Origin of the sequence: Chryseobacterium kimseyorum, from assembly GCF_025971945.1 — a bacterium.
GTDB classification, from domain to species: Bacteria; Bacteroidota; Bacteroidia; order Flavobacteriales; family Weeksellaceae; genus Chryseobacterium; species Chryseobacterium kimseyorum.
Map to the genome: position 1 here is coordinate 42,221 of NZ_JAPDHW010000002.1, position 14,760 is coordinate 56,980.

At 35.9% G+C, this 14,760-nt stretch carries 14 protein-coding genes; 6 read left to right on the plus strand and 8 right to left on the minus strand.

Going from position 1 to position 14,760, the window contains the following annotated elements; translation table 11 throughout:
- The first annotated feature begins 96 nt into the window (after window positions 1-96).
- Window positions 97-2,814, plus strand: a complete 2,718-nt coding sequence (locus OMO38_RS02805; RefSeq protein ID WP_264748711.1) for a hypothetical protein — start codon at window positions 97-99, stop codon at window positions 2,812-2,814.
- Window positions 2,815-2,838: 24 nt separating this feature from the next.
- Here the strand turns inward: OMO38_RS02805 and OMO38_RS02810 are convergent, their stop codons facing one another.
- From OMO38_RS02810 to OMO38_RS02845, 8 genes are all read right to left on the minus strand, one after another.
- The gene (locus OMO38_RS02810; protein ID WP_264748712.1) at window positions 2,839-3,339 is read right to left on the minus strand and encodes a low affinity iron permease family protein; all 501 of its coding nucleotides are present in this window, start codon (window positions 3,337-3,339) and stop codon (window positions 2,839-2,841) included.
- 66 nt (window positions 3,340-3,405) lie between these two features.
- Window positions 3,406-4,233 (minus strand): GLPGLI family protein, encoded by an 828-nt coding sequence (locus OMO38_RS02815; RefSeq protein WP_264748713.1) that lies wholly within the window; start codon window positions 4,231-4,233, stop codon window positions 3,406-3,408.
- Between the two features lie 56 nt (window positions 4,234-4,289).
- On the minus strand, window positions 4,290-5,123 hold the full coding sequence (locus OMO38_RS02820; protein WP_264748714.1) for a GLPGLI family protein: 834 nt from the start codon (window positions 5,121-5,123) through the stop codon (window positions 4,290-4,292).
- Between the two features lie 168 nt (window positions 5,124-5,291).
- Window positions 5,292-5,597, minus strand: a complete 306-nt coding sequence (gene rpsJ / locus OMO38_RS02825; RefSeq protein ID WP_002661363.1) for a 30S ribosomal protein S10 — start codon at window positions 5,595-5,597, stop codon at window positions 5,292-5,294.
- 17 nt (window positions 5,598-5,614) lie between these two features.
- Window positions 5,615-7,732, minus strand: a complete 2,118-nt coding sequence (fusA, locus tag OMO38_RS02830) for an elongation factor G (protein WP_264748715.1) — start codon at window positions 7,730-7,732, stop codon at window positions 5,615-5,617.
- A gap of 6 nt (window positions 7,733-7,738) precedes the next feature.
- Window positions 7,739-8,215 carry a 30S ribosomal protein S7 gene (rpsG, locus tag OMO38_RS02835; protein WP_034962875.1) on the minus strand — a complete coding sequence of 159 codons (477 nt, stop codon included), beginning with the start codon at window positions 8,213-8,215 and terminating at the stop codon, window positions 7,739-7,741.
- 23 nt (window positions 8,216-8,238) lie between these two features.
- A complete protein-coding gene (rpsL, locus tag OMO38_RS02840; RefSeq protein ID WP_027383325.1) occupies window positions 8,239-8,652 on the minus strand; it encodes a 30S ribosomal protein S12 in 414 nt (137 codons plus the stop codon).
- A 95-nt stretch (window positions 8,653-8,747) separates the two neighbouring features.
- Window positions 8,748-10,118: a hypothetical protein gene (locus OMO38_RS02845; RefSeq protein WP_264748716.1), complete on the minus strand. Its 1,371-nt coding sequence runs from the start codon at window positions 10,116-10,118 to the stop codon at window positions 8,748-8,750.
- A 136-nt stretch (window positions 10,119-10,254) separates the two neighbouring features.
- Between OMO38_RS02845 and OMO38_RS02850 the strand changes: the two genes are divergently transcribed.
- From OMO38_RS02850 to OMO38_RS02870, 5 genes are all read left to right on the plus strand, one after another.
- Window positions 10,255-10,731, plus strand: coding sequence for a Dps family protein (locus OMO38_RS02850; protein WP_264748717.1), 477 nt, complete (start codon window positions 10,255-10,257; stop codon window positions 10,729-10,731).
- An 88-nt stretch (window positions 10,732-10,819) separates the two neighbouring features.
- Window positions 10,820-11,998, plus strand: a complete 1,179-nt coding sequence (gene pncB / locus OMO38_RS02855) for a nicotinate phosphoribosyltransferase (protein ID WP_264748718.1) — start codon at window positions 10,820-10,822, stop codon at window positions 11,996-11,998.
- 16 nt (window positions 11,999-12,014) lie between these two features.
- Window positions 12,015-12,539 (plus strand): YciI family protein, encoded by a 525-nt coding sequence (locus tag OMO38_RS02860; protein ID WP_264748719.1) that lies wholly within the window; start codon window positions 12,015-12,017, stop codon window positions 12,537-12,539.
- A 14-nt stretch (window positions 12,540-12,553) separates the two neighbouring features.
- On the plus strand, window positions 12,554-13,009 hold the full coding sequence (locus OMO38_RS02865) for a hypothetical protein (protein ID WP_264748720.1): 456 nt from the start codon (window positions 12,554-12,556) through the stop codon (window positions 13,007-13,009).
- A gap of 261 nt (window positions 13,010-13,270) precedes the next feature.
- Complete coding sequence (locus tag OMO38_RS02870) at window positions 13,271-14,755, plus strand: DNA recombination protein RmuC (protein WP_264748721.1); 1,485 nt, start codon at window positions 13,271-13,273, stop codon at window positions 14,753-14,755.
- The last annotated feature ends 5 nt before the right edge of the window (window positions 14,756-14,760 follow it).

Genomic DNA, 14,760 nt, shown 5'->3' on the forward strand with positions numbered 1-14,760 from the left:
TTCACAGATCTTCAGCAGTAAAATTTTCAGTTCATAAAAAAATCAGCGCTGATCTGTATCATTAGCGGGAAGTAAAAAACAAACACCAAAATAAATATGAAAAAGTACATTCTATCACTGGCGGTCGTATCGCTTTTCTATACCAAATTTGAAGCGTGCGCCTGGGCAGATCCGGATTATGACTACTTTAATCTGTTTACCCAAAGCATCATTAAAGACAAAGCTTACCTTCCCTTTCTTCACAACTATTCGTCACGGTTTTACACCGACTTTAAAACTTCTCAAATTCCGAATGAGAATATTGAGGCATGGAGAAAATTCTTTAATAATCAAATTACTTATTCTGAGACAGATTTTTTGGTGAATAAACTTTCTATGAATGATCTGAACGATTTGAAAAAAGGAAGCACCAACAATTCTTTACTTAAAAAACTGGGTTCAGGATCATATCAAAAATACAGAGAAGGAATAGACTATCTTATTGAGGCTAAATATCTCGAGCCTTATATGAAAATCAATTATGTAGAAACGCCGGATTCTTTCTACTACAGAGAAAATGAAAGTGATAAAAACGCGACTCAGTTAGATTACTCTAAAACAGTGTCGGCATTAACATCATTATACAACGCAGCCAAAAATCCGGAGATCAAACAGCGATACGGATATCAGCTCGTAAGATTTAATCATTATACCAGAAATTTTGATGTGGCATTGCAGGCTTTTAAATCTTACGTTCAGCCCATTTCGTTAAAAGGTGCTGCCTATTATATGGCATTAGATCAATTGGCAGGCGCACAGCGCGGATTGCAAATGGGAAGCGAGGCGAACTGGAATTTCTTTCAGGTTTTCAAAAACAGCAAAAGCCGAAAAGAATCTGCATTTATTTCGATGAAACTTTCTGATACGGCATCTTTTAATAATATTCTGAAAAGAGCCGGAACTAATGAGGAGAAAAATATGGCCTATTTTCTATTGGGTTACGAAGATTTCACCAACCCGATTCCGATGATGGAAAAGATGTATGACATTGATCCTAACTCAGAGATTCTTAAAGTTATGGCGGCAAGAAGCATCAATGAGCTGGAAAGAAGTTATCTTCCGACCTACTATTATAATGCTCAAGATTCTGATAATACCTCGCAGACTAAATCTGCCACAAATAAGAACGACACAAATAATAAGACTGCGGAACAAGAAGCAAAACCCAAAGAGCTTTCTTTCTGGCAGAAAATTGTGAGATTTTTTAAGAATCTTTTCAGTTCGAAGTCAGACAAAGATCAGGACGGAAATAAAAATAGTCAAAGTGATGATGAGCTGCTGGAGAATCCGGACAGAATTCCGGTTTACACGAAAAATCAAAGTTATTATTACGATGAGAAGCAAACCGATTTCCTTGAAGATCTGGAAAAATTCACTTCCAAAACAAAAGAAAAAGCTAATGATGAATATTGGCAGATTGCAGATGCCTATCTTAAATTTTTAAAGAAAGATTACAAGGCGAGCACAGAAATTTTGGAAGAGATTAAGACCAGCAACCCGGAATATCTTGAAGAAATCAAACGGATGAAAGTTCTGAATGATATCGTTTCGCACCCAAAGATTGATGCAGAATACGAAGATCATTTAATGAAAGTCTATGTCGATTATTTTGTTGAAAAGAAAGTTGAAAAAGACACCCTTCAGGATGGCGGATACAACTACGGTGCACCGCCTTCTACCGCTTCGTTTTTAAAAGATGTTTTGGCGAACCGTTATTTTCTTCAGGGCGAAGACGGCAAATCTTTCCTTATGAATAATAAACTGTCTGACCTGCAGTACAACCCCAATTCTACTTTGGTGAAAAGCGTTGAAGATTTTTACAGAAAACCGAATAAGACTCAATTTGAACAGCAGATCATCGCAAAAAACATGGACAATGTAGGAAACATTGACGCATTTTTTAATGTGATTTACGGCGACCGTGCCATGAGATTAGCTGATTTTGATAAGGCAAAATTACATTATCAGAAAGCACAATCATTCTCGGGAATTCCGCGGGAGAATTATGAAAGATATAATCCGGAAACCGGAAACTATGAAAAACTGGTTTACGATGGACAAAACTATGATGGCTTCAGCAATATTCCGAATCTGGTTTTTGGACATAATATCTGGGAAAGTTTCCAGAGTGCTGATGCGGAAAGTATGCAGGCAGAAGATTATACTGCATTTCCTTTCATCAAACCAAAAATGAATAAACTTGAACTGGCAGACGCTTTGGTTCAGCTTAAAAAGCTAGGAGACGGTAAAGATGAAAATTCAGCACATGCCAATCAGCTCATCGGGAATATGCTGTACAATACTTCAATACTCGGATACTACAGAGAACTGTTTGTTATGGATGTCGATAACAGCAACGGCGGAAAATATGATTTTTGGAGCACCGATAAGAAAACACCTTACCAATATTACTACAAGAATTTCACATCAACTACCTATATAGAACCTGATAACTTTGATTTAGCTTTAAATTACTATAAAAAAGCTTTAAATCTGTCAACCAACAAAGAACAGAAAGCAAGACTGCTGTTCCAGATGGCAAGTGCAGAGCAGGGAAAATATTATCAGTACGAAGCTAAAAATCAGGCAAACATCGATTATGCTGACCCGAAATGGTCTGAGAAAAATGATGCTTGCCAAAAGCAGATGAGCGATCTTAAAAATCAAAAATACAGAACCTATTTTGCTCAGCTGAAATCTCAGTACTCAGATACGGAAGCAGCAAGAACTCTTATGGGAAGCTGCAGTTATTTTGATTACTTTATGAAGAGATAGTTTAAATAAAAAATAAAAAAGGAATCAAATCGATTCCTTTTTTTGTTTCTGCTCCTGCAGCCAGATTTCATGCTTCTTTTTAAAAGTTTCATGTTTTTTATCCTGATTTCTTTTGGCAGCATCAATGGAATGCGAAGTATGGATATCGGTATCTTCTTCCGCAAAATCTGCGAGTTTTTCGTAGTAGCAGTGAATTTGACCTAATTCTTTTTCAGTAAGATCTTCGATATCTACCATTCGGTTGCTGGCCTTTTCGTTGGCCGCAATCAGTTCATTTAATTTAATCTGAATAGCTTTAGAATCTTTGTTCTGAGATTTCTGAATTAAAAAAACCATCAGGAAAGTAATGATGGTTGTTCCGGTGTTGATCACGAGTTGCCACGTTTCCGAATACTTAAAAATCGGTCCCGAAACTGCCCATATTACCACAATAGCTACAGCGCCGAGAAATGCATAAGAACTGCCTGTAAATTTTGTTGCCCAAAGAGAAAATTTTTCAAAAATACTTTTATCGGAGTTTGACATTGTTCTTCAATTTTATGTTTAAATATAAACAAAAACTCCGCAGGTCTCACGGTGTACTTCAGATCTTTATTTAGGATAATTTACAATTTTATCAAGTTCCAGAGGATTATTATATTTTCTAATATTCTTTTGCTGCCTTTGTCTTACCTCACGAAAATTATCTTTCGTTAATTTTGTTCCATCCTGTAAAAGTGCCCAGTTACCATCCATCAATTCAATATCACCGTTTTTAACAAAACTTAATGGATCATTAAAGTAGGTAAGCTTTGCTTTAATGTATTTTTCACGGTTGACAGGAACACCAATTTTAAAAATGTGATCAAAGGATATTTTTTTTTGCGTTTCGCTAAGCTTTCCTGACTTGACCAGCTTAAATACATAATTATTCTGAGAATCTGAAATCTCCATTATCAATCCCGGCAGACCATGAAATTTGTACGGTCCATACTGGAAAGGAATCTCCGGACTGAACCATGCCGTCCATTTTCTACCGCCCCAATTCGTTTCTGCTTTCTGAACCAGATGATCCTGAAAAGTTTTTTTCTCATCAGTCAAAATCCACTTTTGACTGACTTTTTGAGACGTTTTCAGAACATCATACTGTAGCCATTCATATTGATCATACTCATTATCGGCCTTTCGTACGATGATATCTGTAAGTGTCGGACTGCTGTTTGCGGAAAAACCAATATTGTTTTTAATAAGAGAATCTGCTTCATAATAAGCTCTTCCGTAATATTTAATATCATCAGAAAAAATATCAAGATGATAAAATTCTTTGGTTACAGTATTTTCTGTAGAGTCTTTTTTAGATTCCACTTCATAAATAAAACGATGGTTCTGTGATAAAACAAGATTCCCAAAACTCAAAAAAATAAGCATTACTATTTTCATAATCTTCAAAAATTAAATATAAAAAATCCTTTGCTTGTGAAAAAATATATTTTACTTTATTTTCCGGGGTAGTGAATCGCTTTACTAAATTCGAGAGGATTGTTGTTTTTCCTTATGTTCTTTTGCATCAGGTCTGACAGTTCTTTTAACTGTTCACTACTTTTAACTTCAATTCCCATTACCATAAATCTTGCTCCGGGATCAGTGTTGTTTTTATAATGTTCTTTAAATTCATGAAGTGGATCATTATAATTATCAAGCATTAGTTTTTTAAGTTTTGCCTCCGTAATTTTTACCGGCTTCTGCCCTCCAAAGTTTTCAATAATTGCTGACGTATCGTAAGTTTTAGATAGTTTATAACTTTTGACTAGAGAAAATTTAAAATTGTTTTTGTCATCACCAATTTCAAAAATCATTCCCGGCAGACCCCTGAGTTTATATGGACCTTCGCTAAGCGCAATATCTTTTGTAAACCATGCCGTCCAATTTCTTCCTCCAAATCTGGCAGTAGCCTTCTGCAGTTTGTATCCACCCAAATTTTTAGTTTCATCAGATAATTTCCAGTTTATTTGATCTTCTGTATCTACGATGAACATATTCTGAACATGGATATAATTTGAATTGATATTCGAATTTTTCTTTCTGATTAAGGCCGGAGTATCATCCCAAATAATGCTGTTTTGACCTTTGGTTTTATTCGTAGAATCGGTAACGACAAAATCATAATTGTAAAATTTAACATCTTCAGTATTTACATCCAAAACCATGTTTGCCTTTCTGTATTCCGCGGATGTGGAATCCATTTTAAACTGATATTCGTAAATAAAACGGTGTGTCTGAGCGGTAAGTGATACACTGAATGTTATCAAAAATATTAATATTGCTTTCATGATCATAACTTTTAAGCAAAATTAAAAATTTTCAGCACCTTTCTGAACACTATGGTTAACTTTGAAAAAACCTTACAAAAAAAATCCCTCTTCTTTCGAAAAGGGATTCATATTTAAGGTGTTGCTTTAAAACTTCGGTCATCAGACTTCCATCGATCAGCAAATTTATCACACTTTAATTTCAACGTCAACTCCTGAAGGAAGTTCTAATTTCATTAGAGCATCAACAGTTTTAGAAGAAGAAGAGTAGATATCCATCAATCTCTTGTGAGCTGATAACTGGAACTGCTCTCTAGCCTTCTTGTTTACGTGCGGAGATCTCAACACAGTGAAGATTCTCTTATTTGTAGGTAATGGAATAGGTCCGTTTACAACAGCACCAGTAGCCTTTACCGTTTTTACGATTTTCTCAGCAGACTTGTCTACCAAGTTGTAATCGTAAGATTTTAGTTTTATTCTGATTCTTTGTGACATTTCTTTGATTTAAAAAATTAACCTTTTGCTTTAGCAATGATATCTTCAGCAACGTTTTGAGGAGTAGCCTGGTACTTCTCTAATTCCATAGAAGAAGTAGCTCTTCCTGATGAAAGTGTTCTTAGAGTAGTAACATAACCAAACATTTCAGAAAGTGGAACTGAACCTTTGATCACAACGGCACCGTTCTTTTCTTCTTGTCCACTGATAGTACCTCTTCTCTTGTTAAGGTCACCAATGATGTTACCCATATATTCTTCCGGAGTTACAACCTCCAACTTCATAATAGGCTCCATAATTACTGGCTTAGCAGCACGTCCCGCTTCTTTAAATCCTAATTTAGCTGCCATTTCAAAAGAAAGTGCATCAGAATCCACCGCGTGGAAAGATCCGTCTTTAAGAGTAACTTTAATACCTTCAACTTCGAAACCAGCCAAAGGACCGTTCTTCATTGCAGCTTTAAAGCCTTTTTCAATTGCAGGAACAAATTCTCTAGGAACGTTACCACCTTTGATCTCATTGATGAATTCTAAACCAACTTTACCTTCGTCTGCAGGTCCTAGTTCAAATACGATATCAGCAAATTTACCTTTACCACCAGATTGCTTTTTGTAAACTTCTCTGTGTGGAGCAACTCTTGTAAGATTTTCTTTGTACTCTACCTGAGGCTGACCTTGGTTAACTTCAACTTTGAATTCTCTTCTCATACGGTCAACAATGATATCTAAGTGAAGCTCACCCATACCAGAGATAATCGTTTGTCCAGATGCTTCGTCAGTTCTTACCGTAAACGTAGGATCTTCTTCTGCCAATTTAGCTAAAGCATTACCCATTTTATCCTGGTCAGCTTTAGTTTTAGGTTCTACAGCGATACCAATTACCGGATCAGGGAAAACCATCGATTCTAGAACGATTGGGTTTTTCTCGTCACACATTGTATCACCAGTTTTGATAGATTTGAAACCTACCGCTGCACCAATATCTCCTGCTTCAATATATTCTACAGGATTTTGCTTGTTAGCGTGCATCTGATAGATTCTTGAGATTCTTTCTTTATCTCCTGAACGAGTGTTCAAGATATAAGAACCTGCATCTAGTCTTCCAGAGTATGCTCTGAAGAATGCCAATCTTCCTACGAAAGGATCGGTAGCAATCTTAAATGCTAAAGCCGAGAAAGGCTCTTTTACGTCTGGTTTTCTGAAAATTTCAGCGTCAGTTCTTGGGTCAGTACCTTTGATATCATCTTTATCCAATGGAGAAGGCAAGTATTTACATACTGCATCCAACATAAACTGTACTCCTTTGTTCTTAAATGAAGAACCACAAGTCATTGGGATAATAGATAAATCGATAGTAGCTTTTCTAAGCGCTTCGTTGATTTCGTCTTCAGAGATTGAATCTGGATCTTCGAAGAATTTCTCCATCAAAGTCTCATCGTAGTCAGCAACAGCTTCTACTAATTTCTCTCTGTATTCAAGAACTTCATCTTTCATGTCGTCAGGAATTGGAACTACCTCGAAAGTAGCACCTTGTCCAGCTTCATCCCAGATGATCGCTCTGTTTTTAATTAAGTCAACTACACCTTTGAAATCTTCTTCAGCACCGATTGGTAAAACGATTGGAACTGCGTTTGATCCTAACATCGTCTTAACCTGGTTTACCACGTTAAGGAAGTCAGCACCTTGACGGTCCATTTTGTTTACGAATCCCATTCTCGCAACTTTATAGTTGTCAGCAAGTCTCCAGTTTGTTTCAGACTGAGGCTCTACTCCATCTACTGCAGAGAATAAGAATACCAATCCATCCAATACTCTCAAAGATCTGTTTACTTCTACTGTGAAGTCAACGTGTCCCGGTGTATCGATGATGTTGAAGTGGTAAGGTTTTGTATCAGCTAATGGTTTACCTTGGTCTGTTGGAAAGTTCCAAGAACAAGTAGTTGCAGCAGAAGTAATTGTAATACCTCTTTCTGCTTCCTGCTCCATCCAGTCCATTGTAGAAGCACCATCGTGAACCTCACCAATTTTGTGGTTTACACCTGTATAGAATAAAATTCTTTCTGTAGTGGTAGTTTTTCCCGCATCAATGTGGGCAGCAATACCAATATTTCTTGTAAATTTAAGATCTCTACTCATTTCTAATTAGAATTTAAAGTGTGAGAAAGCTTTGTTAGCTTCCGCCATTTTGTGAGTATCAGATTTTTTCTTGTAAGCAGCACCTTCTTCTCTTGAAGCAGCTACCACTTCGTTAGCCAATTTCAAAGCCATTGACTTATCGTTTCTCTTTTTAGAGTAAAGGATTAACCATTTCATTGCCATAGAAATTTTTCTGTCAGCTCTGATCGGCATAGGAATCTGGAAGTTAGCTCCACCTACTCTTCTAGAACGTACTTCTACGTGAGGCATAACGTTAGTTAATGCATCTTTCCAGATTTCAAGGGCAGTCTTTTCAGTTTCTCCTTTTTTAGTTTCTACGATGTCTAAAGCATCATAGAATATTTTGAATGCGATAGACTTCTTACCGTCTAGCATCAAATTGTTTACAAATCTAGTTACCAATTGATCATTAAATTTCGGATCTGGTAACAACGGTCTTTTTTTCGCTTTTGTCTTTCTCATTGTTTCTGTACCTTATTTAATGATTATTTTTTCTTTCCTTTAGCTGGCGCAGCTGCTGCCTGACCTGGTTTTGGTCTCTTAGCTCCATACTTAGATCTTCTCTGAGTTCTTCCGCTAACACCTGCAGTGTCTAATGCTCCTCTTACGATATGATAACGTACTCCCGGTAGGTCTTTCACCCTTCCGCCGCGTACCAATACTATCGAGTGCTCTTGAAGATTATGTCCTTCGCCCGGGATGTAGGCGTTGACTTCTTTACCGTTTGAAAGTCTTACCCTTGCAACTTTTCTAAGTGCAGAGTTAGGTTTCTTAGGAGTGGTAGTATATACTCTCGTACATACACCTCGTCTTTGTGGACAAGAATCAAGGGCAGCCGATTTACTCTTCTTGGTGAGTGCGACTCTTCCTTTTCTTACTAATTGTTGAATAGTAGGCATTTAATTGCTTTTTATTTTAGGGTGCAAAAATAGTAATAATTTTTTAATCTACAAGTAGTTATGTGAAATTATCTTCCTTTTAAAAAAGTTTTTATTTATTTAAATCTTAATTGCGATGTGTACAAAACCTTTGTTTTATCACGAACCGTATCGTTCATCAACCATTTTATTTTAGGATTTACAGTTCCTGCAATACCTTCCTTCAAACTTCCTTTCTGGCTGTTTGTATGTTTATAATCAAACTTTTTATCAATGACCGGAAAATAATAAGTAGTTACCGTTATCTTATTTTTCTCATCATTATAAAGATATTTTTTATTCTTAAACTTCGCCATCTGAGGTTCAATTTGCTTTTTATTCTCCAAATAATTTCCGGGATCTTTTAAACTGTAACAGGTAAGAAAAACTAAAAAGAAACAGCTCACCCTCCAAATCCATTTATCGGATAACTGGTTTTGGAAATATAAAATAAGGAAGGAAAAGAACAGACAAAAATTTGATGCAGCCATTAATCTCACGCCCATCTCTTCAATCTGCTGAAACCACCCTGAAACCAAAACAGAAATACCGCTGACCCCAGCCATCACCCACAACAGAATATGAAAATAATAGAGAGAAGACTCTTTTGCTTTTTTAAAGTATTTCAGAAAGAAGAAAAATATAAAAACATCAATTACGAATACCAAGAACTGGAATAACAGACTTGCCAAACTGTTGGAAGCAGGCTTTATACCAATATAAGGATCAATCGAATTCATCACCCCAAAGACATCTCTTACAATATAGACCACATCCTTTGATGAAGGCTTTCCTCTCATGTGTTCACCGGTATAATCTCCGAAATGCATGACATTAAAAAGTAGATAACTTCCAATACCTATTCCCGAAAGAAACAACATAAGAATAAGTGGTTTAAAATAAATCTTATCACGTATTTTAAAGAACATCACTCCGCAAAACACTGCGACGGAAACATAGATATAAATCCCCGAATATCTGGTGATAAAAAAACCAATCAGACAAAGTGAAATCGCAACTGCATACGAATACAGATTATCCTTCTTCGATAGCAACTGATGGAAGAAAAAGAAAAGAAAATACATAAGAAAGAGAAACAATGTCTCTGACGCTGCCCCGATAAAGACCGTGAAAAATGTTTTCCCCATAAAAAGCAGTACAGTTTCTCTGAAGTAAAACTTTTTATAATAAGAAAATAAGAGAATGATTACGGTAAATAATAAATTCAAAATCTTTGAAGCCCAGAAATAATCGTGAAGAACATTATAAACCAACCTTACTAGTATAGGATAACCCATCGGGAAAAGATTTGTCTCTGGCTTGGGTAGGTCTGCCGCAATTCCGAAGTACGATAAACTGTCTGCACCAATACCTCCCAAAGAAGTAAAAAAAGTCTGAAAAAAATAAATCAAAACAATTATCATTGCTGCTATCTTGTACTTCTTCATAACGAAAATATTTAGTAACCAATAAATTGAAATTTCAATATATTTTAAAAATTCCAAAGATAAGTATCATCAATCATCATATGATAATTTCGGCACACTTTTTCCTGCCTGCTACACATATTAAAAATTAAACATTATGAAAAACGCCAATATCATCGGCTTACAGGAAACCGACTGTCAGAACATCTCAGAAAAACTCAATATACTTCTGGCCAATTACTCGGTTTTTTATCAGAATACAAGAGGGTCACACTGGAATATCAAAGGGGAACAGTTTTTCACCCTTCACCCAAAATTTGAAGAATTATACAACAGCTTAGTTTTGAAAATTGACGAGATTGCAGAACGAATTCTAACTTTAGGAGCTACTCCGGCACACAACTACTCAGATTACCTTCAGGTTTCTACCATTCAAGAAAGCAAAGAAGTAAGCGATGGAAATAAAAGTGTTGAAATTATTCTCAATTCATTTAAGGTTGTAATCGATCTTCAGAGAGAACTTTTAGAAATTACCGATGCAGCCGGTGACGAAGGCACCAACTCACAAATGAGCGACTACATTACAGAACAGGAAAAAGAAGTGTGGATGTACAATTCTTATTTAGGAAAATAAAAAATAAAATCATTCACTGATGATAAAAATCGCCATTCAAAGTGGCGATTTTTTTATTTATTTTATTACATTTATTTAAAATTAAAATATGTCCGAAATACGACTCAACTCCATACTCGACAACGATTTTTACAAGATTACCATGCAGAATGCGGTGGTCAAACTTTTCCCAAGTCAGATTGTAAAATATGAATTTATCAATAGAGGAAAACATCACTTCCCGGAGGGCTTTGATGTTGCCCTGAAATCTATTGTCAACAAAATGGCAGAACTGAAACTTACCAAAGAAGAGAAAAAATTCTTAGCACGAACATGTCCATATTTAAATTTACCTTATCTTGATTTTTTAGAAGGTTATCATTACGACCCATCAGAAGTGAAAATCATTCAGACTGGAAATGACCTTTCGGTTACCGTAGAAGGACTTTGGTACAGAACAATTCTTTGGGAAGTTCCCCTACTGGCTTTAATCAGTGAACTTCATTACGAAATGAATCACATGGAAAGAGATTCTAATGAGGTCGTTATGAACAAAACTCTGGAAAAGGCAGAATCATTGAATGAACTGGGGGTTAATTTCGCAGAATTCGGAACCAGAAGAAGACATTCTTATAAAGTTCAGAACTTAGTAATGGAAGCTTTAAACCAGAAAAAAGATTCAACTTTCATCGGAAGTTCAAATGTACATTTTGCCATGAAATACAATGTAAAACCAATCGGAACACATGCTCATGAATGGTTTATGTTTCATGGAGCAGAATTTGGTTTTAAAATGGCTAACGAATTAGCACTTGAGCACTGGGTTGATGTCTACCGCGGTGACCTCGGAGTTGCACTTTCAGATACTTACACTACTGATGTTTTCTTTCAGCAGTTTGATAAGAAATTTGCTAAACTTTTTGACGGAGTCCGTCATGACAGCGGAGATCCGTTCGAATTTGCTGATAAAACAATCGCACACTATCAAAGCAACGGAATCAATCCATTATTCAAATACATCATTTTTTCTGATAATTTAAATCTTGAAAAAGTAGAAGAAATCACCAATTACTGCGAAGGAAAAATTGGAGTTTCTTTTGGGATAGGAACCAATCTTACCAATGATGTCGGTTTAAAACCAATGAATATCGTTATGAAATTAATCGGTGTACAGGCTTTAAACAAAGAATGGATTCCTACAGTAAAACTTTCAGATGAGCACGGAAAATATACCGGAGATCCGAAAATGATCGAACTCGCTAAAGAGTTTTTAAGAATTAAAGATTAACTCAAAACACATAATGATGAAAAATTTACTACTGCTTTTTGGAATGACAATGAGTCTGAGCTCATGTTTTATTTACACAAAAGGTGAAGACGGAAAACCGGGCAAACCAGGAAAACGTGGAACTAACGCAAACGAAAAAGAACAGGTTTCCGGATTCAACCAGAAGTTAGCCGACTCTCTCGGCGCTGATCAATTCGGTATGAAACCTTATATGATCGTCATGTTAACCACCGGATCTGTGAAAACTGTTGACAAAACAAAGATGGCCGACCTGATGAAAGGCCATATGAATAATATCGGCAAGCTTTCTACAGAAGGAAAAATAGTTGTTGCCGGACCGTTCTCAGGAAAAAACCAACGTGACTACCGTGGAATGTTTATTTTTAATACAAAATCTAAAGAAGAAGCCGAGTCTTGGGTAAAAACAGATCCTGCAGTGGCAGCAGGAGTTTTCAGTTACGAAATTTTTCCATGGTACGGATCTGCTGCGTTGCCAATGTATCTCAAGCATCATAATGAAATCGCAAAAGAAAACCCTTAAAATAAATTGTGCTGATGAATAAATATCTGAAAGGCTGTCTGATTATTTTAGGAGTGTTGATTTTGCTGATACTTACTTTTTTTGGAATTATATATTACCAGGTTTCTACAAGCAGACAGAGAAACGCATCCGATGATATCGAATGCGCCAATACTCAATACATAAACGAAGATCAGGTCTTCGAAATATCAGACAGCATCGCTACCAAAAATATTGATCGTGTAAAACTTTTTGTAATTCGCGATTCAAAAACTGTTGATTCTGCCCTTGTAGTAAATAAATCCACTGATGCGCTTGTCATGAGTCTTCCATTTAAAAAAGTTAAACTCTCTGACAGCATCGTTATACAGACAGAGAAGAATCAATACTCTATCCAGGATATGACCTATTTCAATGATGCAAAATGGGGAATGTTCGGATACCTCGGTATGAATTGTAAATTTTCTTTCAGCTTTGAGAAATTAAAATAAACTGATTAGCCTCGCAGATTGCGGGGTTTTTTCATTTTTAACTAAAACAAAAACGGGTGTGAAAACCTTCTCCGAATATGTGAAATCATTATCTGAAGTTTAGAAAATCAAAGTCCGTAAGGATGTTTCGCTTTTTCAAATAGAAATACTACGGCTCAGATTTTAAAATATTTAAATTCTTATTATCTGACTTTTTATTAACTGAAAATGTCAAAGGCAGACCATCCACCAATCACGCATTTCTTTTTGTAATTTTGAAAAATGGAGACGACTTACTTAATCATCGGATTTATTTCCGGTGGAATTCTTGGCGCTGTAATTTTATATTTTATCTTAAAATCTTCAACGGTTTCTAGAAATTCTTATGATGAACTGAATCATTTGTTTATTAAAAATAATTCAGACCTTGAAAATGCAAATCTGAAAATCAATGAATTAAATTTAAATTCATTAAAAGAAAAAGAAATCTCTCTAAACCAGTCTGACTTACTCAATGATTTAAGAACTGAGTTTTCAAGAATATCTGCGGAAAACTTATCACTGGAAAATCATTTAAAAGAACAGAAACAGGCAAATGTTGAGCAGACCATCCAGATAAAAGATCTTCAGGACAAAAAACAGGAAGTTCTCGCTCTGAATTCTGAACTTTCAGCAATCAACAGCAGTATGAAAAATTCTCTTACCACGCAGAAAGAGGAGATTGCTAAAATTCAGGAGGAATCGAAACTTCAGTTTGAAAATCTGGCCAATAAAATATTAGAGGAGAAAACTGAAAAATTCACGTTATCCAACAAGCAAAATTTAGACACCCTTTTGAAACCTTTGGGGGAAAATTTAGAAAATTTCAAGAAAAGAGTTAATGAAGTGTATGAAAATGAAGCCCGCGAACGACATTCGTTAAACAGCACGATAAAACTGATGCTGGAACAGACCACAAAAGTTAGCCAGGAAGCCAACAATCTGGCAAATGCATTAAAAGGACAGACAAAAACACAGGGAGAATGGGGAGAAATGATTCTGGAAAGAATTCTTGAAGACTCCGGACTGACGAAAGACCGGGAATATTTTAAACAGCAGACAATTAAAAATGAAGACGGCGACAGTCTGCGTCCCGATTTCACTTTGAAACTTCCGGGAAACCAACTGGTCATTATCGATTCAAAAGTTTCTCTGAATGCTTATGAAAGAATGAATTCTTCTGAATCGGTTGAGGAAAAAGCCCAGCATACAATTCTCCATATTGCTTCGATGAAACGGCATATCGATGATTTAAGCAGAAAGAGATACGATCACATCAGCGAATCTCTGGATTTTACGATTATGTTTATTCCCATAGAACCGGCATTTCTAATTGCGGTTCAAAATGACCAGAATTTATGGAATTACGCTTACACCAGACATGTAATTATGGTAAGCCCGACTAATTTGATTGCATTTCTAAAACTAATTTCAGATTTGTGGAAACGGGATGACCTCAGTCAAAATGCTTTAAAAATCTCTGAAGCAGGTGCAAGATTGTACGATAAGCTGGTTGGTTTTGTTGACAATTTAGAAAAAGTAGGCAAAAATATTGATCTCGCACAGAAAACCTACAACGATGCCTTTGCACAACTGTATACCGGAAGAGGAAATCTTATCAAACGAGCTGAAGATCTAAAAAATATGGGACTGCAAAACAAGATCAACAAATCTCTGCCACAGAGCTTAACGGAGACTGCGGAAAACCAAATTGATCTCGCCGAATAAAACAT

Excerpts from the sequence above, each read along its gene's own strand:
- OMO38_RS02805 (WP_264748711.1), top strand. The coding sequence starts at position 97 with ATGAAAAAGTACATTCTATCACTGGCGGTCGTATCGCTTTTCTATACC.
- OMO38_RS02810 (WP_264748712.1), bottom strand. The coding sequence starts at position 3,339 with ATGTCAAACTCCGATAAAAGTATTTTTGAAAAATTTTCTCTTTGGGCA.
- OMO38_RS02815 (WP_264748713.1), bottom strand. The coding sequence starts at position 4,233 with ATGAAAATAGTAATGCTTATTTTTTTGAGTTTTGGGAATCTTGTTTTA.
- OMO38_RS02820 (WP_264748714.1), bottom strand. The coding sequence starts at position 5,123 with ATGAAAGCAATATTAATATTTTTGATAACATTCAGTGTATCACTTACC.
- rpsJ (WP_002661363.1), bottom strand. The coding sequence starts at position 5,597 with ATGTCACAAAGAATCAGAATAAAACTAAAATCTTACGATTACAACTTG.
- fusA (WP_264748715.1), bottom strand. The coding sequence starts at position 7,732 with ATGAGTAGAGATCTTAAATTTACAAGAAATATTGGTATTGCTGCCCAC.
- rpsG (WP_034962875.1), bottom strand. The coding sequence starts at position 8,215 with ATGAGAAAGACAAAAGCGAAAAAAAGACCGTTGTTACCAGATCCGAAA.
- rpsL (WP_027383325.1), bottom strand. The coding sequence starts at position 8,652 with ATGCCTACTATTCAACAATTAGTAAGAAAAGGAAGAGTCGCACTCACC.
- OMO38_RS02845 (WP_264748716.1), bottom strand. The coding sequence starts at position 10,118 with ATGAAGAAGTACAAGATAGCAGCAATGATAATTGTTTTGATTTATTTT.
- OMO38_RS02850 (WP_264748717.1), top strand. The coding sequence starts at position 10,255 with ATGAAAAACGCCAATATCATCGGCTTACAGGAAACCGACTGTCAGAAC.
- pncB (WP_264748718.1), top strand. The coding sequence starts at position 10,820 with ATGTCCGAAATACGACTCAACTCCATACTCGACAACGATTTTTACAAG.
- OMO38_RS02860 (WP_264748719.1), top strand. The coding sequence starts at position 12,015 with ATGAAAAATTTACTACTGCTTTTTGGAATGACAATGAGTCTGAGCTCA.
- OMO38_RS02865 (WP_264748720.1), top strand. The coding sequence starts at position 12,554 with ATGAATAAATATCTGAAAGGCTGTCTGATTATTTTAGGAGTGTTGATT.
- OMO38_RS02870 (WP_264748721.1), top strand. The coding sequence starts at position 13,271 with ATGGAGACGACTTACTTAATCATCGGATTTATTTCCGGTGGAATTCTT.